The sequence below is a fragment of the Bradyrhizobium sp. genome (genome assembly GCF_019244115.1).
Lineage (GTDB): Bacteria > Pseudomonadota > Alphaproteobacteria > Rhizobiales > Xanthobacteraceae > Bradyrhizobium.
In genome coordinates, this window is sequence record NZ_JAFATE010000684.1 from 1 (window position 1) to 5,045 (window position 5,045).

4 protein-coding genes and 1 pseudogene are annotated in these 5,045 nt (G+C 60.0%); 1 reads left to right on the forward strand and 4 read right to left on the reverse strand.

Annotated elements, in window-relative coordinates:
* The 3 genes from JOZ76_RS29695 to JOZ76_RS29705 form a co-directional block, all read right to left on the reverse strand.
* A partial coding sequence (locus JOZ76_RS29695; protein WP_291704802.1) for an undecaprenyl-diphosphate phosphatase occupies window positions 1-579 on the reverse strand: 579 nt, incomplete at its 3' end.
* 231 nt (window positions 580-810) lie between these two features.
* Window positions 811-2,163 carry an ethylbenzene dehydrogenase-related protein gene (locus JOZ76_RS29700; RefSeq protein ID WP_291704804.1) on the reverse strand — a complete coding sequence of 451 codons (1,353 nt, stop codon included), beginning with the start codon at window positions 2,161-2,163 and terminating at the stop codon, window positions 811-813.
* Between the two features lie 391 nt (window positions 2,164-2,554).
* Window positions 2,555-3,439, reverse strand: coding sequence for a hypothetical protein (locus tag JOZ76_RS29705; protein WP_291704806.1), 885 nt, complete (start codon window positions 3,437-3,439; stop codon window positions 2,555-2,557).
* A 579-nt stretch (window positions 3,440-4,018) separates the two neighbouring features.
* Here JOZ76_RS29705 and JOZ76_RS29710 point away from each other — a divergent pair.
* Window positions 4,019-4,356 (forward strand): annotated as a pseudogene (locus tag JOZ76_RS29710) (DUF1194 domain-containing protein); the annotation flags it as partial.
* On the opposite strand, the gene JOZ76_RS29715 reads toward JOZ76_RS29710, so the two are convergent.
* On the reverse strand, window positions 4,353-5,045 hold a 693-nt coding region (locus JOZ76_RS29715; protein WP_291704808.1), incomplete at its 5' end, for an AAA-associated domain-containing protein. The pseudogene JOZ76_RS29710 and the gene JOZ76_RS29715 sit on opposite strands and share 4 nt — an antisense overlap.

The window sequence follows — 5,045 nt, forward strand, 5'->3', positions numbered from 1 at the left end:
CGCCGCCGTCAAAGTTGAACCCGATCGAGATACCCCGGGCACCAGCGCCCCCACCTGCGCAAGCCCCACAAGCATCGCGTCCGCGAATCGGGCCTCGCCGATCGTGCGGCGATGGCGAGCATAGATCTCCGCTGCGCCGAGAAGCAGAGCCATAGCAACACACGCCCAACCGATGACCATGACCGCACGAACTGGCGAAGCGCATGCGTTGAGAAACTTCGACGCCAATAGTCCCGCGATCCCGATGGGGGTTGTCGCTAACGCAATCCACAAGGCGAACCGAAAAGATCGATCTTCGAATTGCCCACGCGCCACTGCCGCAACCGAATCCAGCGTCAGCGTCCGGACGTCTCGCCAGAAATAGCTCACGACGGCTGCGAGTGCCGCAAGCTGCATGGCGGCGGAGAATGCTGATCCTGGATCCTGCCAGCCCAGAAAGGCGGGCACCAGACGCATATGCGCAGTGGATGAAATAGGCAATAGCTCGGTTATTCCCTGAAGGACCCCAAGGATAGCTACCTTTGTGTAGCTAAGCGCGGCGAAACCCGTATCAATACCCTGTGTGCATGTACCGGCCATTCGGGCCCTTCCGCGGTGCGACCATATCGCTGTCGTGATCCTTACTCGAACCGAGCATTATCTGCTAGCGGGCGCCACGATTGAAAACGACGCCACGTTGGCCTCGACGGCTTATCCCATCTGATTGATTTCCTTCGTTGAGAGGCGTTGCGCCTGCAGTGATGGCAGGTGCGCTCCGGCGCGACGCGCGGAGACGTCCATGTTGCCAATGTGGACCAGACGTCTCCGCCGTCACTCCAGCTGCAACCGGATTGGCCTAACGTGCCTGGTATGACGGATTTGGGAGTGGTCGAAAGCGGCGACGCGGATGAACGTGCCGGTGCTGATCGGTATGCCGTACGAGCTCTTCGTGTCAAGTCGCCGTGCCACTTTGAGAACCCAACGGCCAGCTGCCCAGCGGGAAGCGCACTGCACATTGGCACGATCACCGGTATATTCGCCCGCGATCACCACGCCCGGGATCACCGTGCCCACCGGAATCCCGGCATCGATGCCCGGGTCATACGGCGTCGATTCTGCTTCTGTCATGTACCATCGAGCGCCAGCGTTTTCGCCGTGGTTCGGATCGATATCGATATTGCCCATCGCTGCTGCCATGGCGCGGTAGTCTTTCGGCAAACGGCGCGGTTTGATTGGTTGGTCGTAGCCATCGGCCGGCTGCGGCTCAAAATTATCCGAATAATTTGCCGTTCCCGGATTCGGCGCGAACCCGCCGTGGTAGGGAGCCTTGCCGCTTACCTGATCCGCAGTGGCGTCCACCGGCGGACCAAAATGGTCGTCGTCGCAGAATCCGGTTGCAGTGCTGGTCGCTTTCCATTCCAAAACCTCGGCGTACACGCCTTCCTGCGTGGTATAGTGCAAGCCACGTCCTGAGAGGGTAGCCGGTTCCCCAGCGATTGGCGTTGACCCGGCGTGGAACGTGCGGTCCCCGGCGAGGATGAAATCAAGCTTGGTCAACAGCACGGAGAAGCGATCTTCGCTGTAGGCGTGCTCGTCGCCCGTCTCATAGCCGTCATGAAGAATATGCCATCCATCTGCCGCCTTGCGCAGCGGGAGTTGCTTCAACGAACGCGTCGGATCATCCCACGCGAACAGGAAATAAATTTGCCCGTCATCATAGACGGCTCTGATCTCAACCTTTGTCTCGCCTCGACCTTCGAAATTACCGCCCTGATTCGTGAGCACGAAGAAGGGTTGTGCCGAGAGCCATACTGAATCGGAAGCGTCGCCGTCGATCACCGGCGCTTCGGACTTTTTGATATGGTGGACATAGAGCGTGTCCACGGTCTGATGATCGGCGGCGACCAGGAAGGCCGCACTGGCGATGCCGATGGCTGCCGCGAGGATAAACGGGTTGGCGTGCAGAGTGACACTGCGGCGTCGTGATCGTTCGAAACGGAGCGAAATTGGCGTTGCCAGCGTTTTGACCCTTGCATCGAAGAGCGCGAAAGCTCGGTGCAGAAAGCAGAACCGCGACATAGCGCTTTTCCGTATATAGACCGCTTCGCGCAAACGGGAGCTTCTGTTTTTGGAACGCAAAAAGCCTTTCGAGGCTGCGGCTTCCGCACGCATCAGGGCAGCCATTGTGCAAATCAACATGCCATCGCCGTTAGACTGAAATGCGGCACCTCCCTTACAGGTGTCTGACACGGGCGTCACGTGACGCGACCAGACCCCTAGCAAGTTGTTCAGTTCTCGATACAGTTGCACGTTGCTGGCGCGCCATAGCGAGAGCGGTCTCGGCTTTCCAACTGGTGCCCTGGCAGCCGCGCTCCTCGATAAGCACGTCGGCAGCTCCTGTCGCCAGCACGAGGGAGGCATCGAGTGGAGTTTCCGGCGAAAAGCTGGGCTGGGACTGTGAGCATGGTCCTTGCTTCAATAGCTTCCCGCGATCGGGCCCCAGGCCCATCTCTGGGGAGGTCAAGAAGGCCGCGTGCCGCATGCGACAGGAGTGGTTTGCGGATGGCCTTCAAATCTAGAAATTGACGTTGAAGCGAAGCTTAGCCTGCTGACGCTCGAAATGGGTCAGATCAAGCGAGCCGTTGCTTGCGGCGCGACCGGTGATTTGTCGGTTCCAGGCCCCTGAGAGCGCCATACCCCTTGCGATCTGAATGTAGAAGGTTGGGCCGGCGAAAAGCCCCTGACCGGAAAGTGCACCCAGCCCAAGACCGTCGTAGGCCCGCAGGTATCGAACCTCCCCTCCAAGGAACAACGCTGACGCGACGCGGGTCGACACCGCACCCGAGACTCCGATTTTTAAGTCATAGACCCACTTGAACGGTAGGGGAAAGCGTGTTGCCTGCGAATCGTAGAGCACATTTAAGGCGCCGAACAGGCGATTGTCGATTAACTCCCAATCGGCTGCGACAGTCAACGTTCCGCCAAAGCCTTTCGTCGTCTCGCCGCTGGTTGCGTCCGTCCGACTCCAGCGCGGTTCGGAAATGATCGTTAGGCCAAACGGCCCGCAGTGACGGTCCATCAGCATGTAGCGCGCCTCAAAGGAGAAGCCCTGCAACGTGACGAGCCGACGATCCTCGAGGCCAGGCACGCCGGAAATGCCGAAATAGGCGAAGGCCGCGTTCGCGGACACTCGAAAAGTCTCGAACGGCAGCACTTTCACCGATTCGGTTTGCGTCACTGCTGCGTAGGAGCCTGCCGACTTGCCGAAACGGCCGATGGTTTCGGACTCGGCTTCGTGTTCACCGGCCTTCCCGATATCTGCGCCTTCGGTGAAGCCGAAGAGGTGCTCGCTATCGGCGTCGGAGGCGCGCGCAAGTTGGCTCGTAGCGAGCGCTGCCACTACAAGACACGACCATGCTCCAACACGAGATCTCGCGGCACAGGGCGCCTGCACGAACATGAAAACTCTCCCTGACAATGGATACATGGGCACACGGCCACCAAGCGGCACCGCGCCGGCACTAAGGCTTGTCAGGAAACTCTTGGGGGACGTTCGAGGCGGGCCGCGCCGCGGCCGGAAAACGATGGCGTGGGCGGAGAGAGGAGCGCTATCGTGGTCTGCGGCGGAAAGATCGAGACGGCTGCAGAGGGCTCAACGCCGAAAAGCGAGACAAACCCACAACACTGATGCGCGGCACCGCCACCTGGCTTTACCGGATGATCGTGTCGATCCCCGCCATGGTCGTGGAAATGTGGTACGAGCATCCCCCCATGAGACTCACCCAGGACGTGCACGATCGAGGCATGATCTGCATAAGCGAACGCGACCGTTGGCGCAATCACGCCCAGCCCATAAGCCATGACTATCATGGCTGCTCCCAAACGCCGCAGTGAATTCACAAGGTTGCTCCGCATCGCGCGTATCAATACGCTCAAACCGACGGGTTCGGAAGAGGATGTTCCGAGCGTCCTCACGTCCAGCTCTCTTTCTATCTCCAGCCCAGCCCGGCCGTTTTCTCCGTCTCGGTCAACCCAACGAAGAGCATCCGGCGATGGTCCGAACAATTTCGGGATGAGGTGCTGTCGAAGGGAATCAATATCAACGGCCTGCCGGTGATGGTGAAAGAGCCGTCCTACGCGACGATGGATATCGAGAATCTCGATTGGTACTATGAGGACTGCGTGATCGGTGGGCCGGGATCATTTGTTGTGCCGATCAAGGGCAGGGAGAATTTCAAGGAGGCGATTCGCGCCAAGCTGATCCGGGAGGTCGCGAGCCGAACGTCGGAACGCCAGGTCAGGCCAGCGTCGGACAAAGAGCCGCGCATCAGCTGCACGATCGGGGAAAAACTCTGGCAGGATCGCTGGGGCCGTTAGCCCGGATTTTCGAGACTGAACGTCTCCGATTGCTCGTCATAGGCAAAGAGCTCCGCATAGCGACCCCACGACACAATAGTCTTGAGCGTATCGTCGGCGTCCTCTTCGGACATGTGGTCCTCAAGCTCATTTCGGAAGCGCGCGGCAGGCGCAGTATGCGATGGTCGCTCGTCGAGGACACGCTTGATCAAGCCGATGACCGGGACGTAGGCGATCAGGTGTTCGGTGAAGAGTTTCTTGCGCGCATCGGTTTCGAGATTTGCAAAGCGCTTGCCGAATTCGGTTAGCACGAGGTCGCCCTCGCTCAACTGAGCAAATCGCAACAGCTGCAGGGACTCGCCGAGGTGCAGGATCTCGTCTGCCTCCAGCTGCAGGCTATTGGCGAGCACCGGCAGGTCCGCATGTCCGTCATAGGGCGGTGCGGCAAGCGTCTCGATCAGGCCGGATAGCACGTTGGAAGAGACATGGCGGAGCACCATGCCGACGCCCGTGCCCTGAATGCCCTCGAGCGCGGGCGCCTTGGTCGGGCGCTGCGTCATGCGCCCATAGAGTTGATCGACCAGCTGCCGGAACGCTGGATCGAGGCGGTTGCGCGGATGCGGCAGGTCGACCTTGAACTCTGCCGCCACCCGGCCCGGGTTCGACGAAAATACCAGGATGCGGTCGCACATCAGCACCGCCTCCTCGAT

What these genes read in the sequence shown, in the direction of transcription:
- JOZ76_RS29700 (WP_291704804.1), bottom strand. Translation starts at nt 2,163, where the DNA reads ATGGCTGCCCTGATGCGTGCGGAAGCCGCAGCCTCGAAAGGCTTTTTG.
- JOZ76_RS29705 (WP_291704806.1), bottom strand. Translation starts at nt 3,439, where the DNA reads ATGTTCGTGCAGGCGCCCTGTGCCGCGAGATCTCGTGTTGGAGCATGG.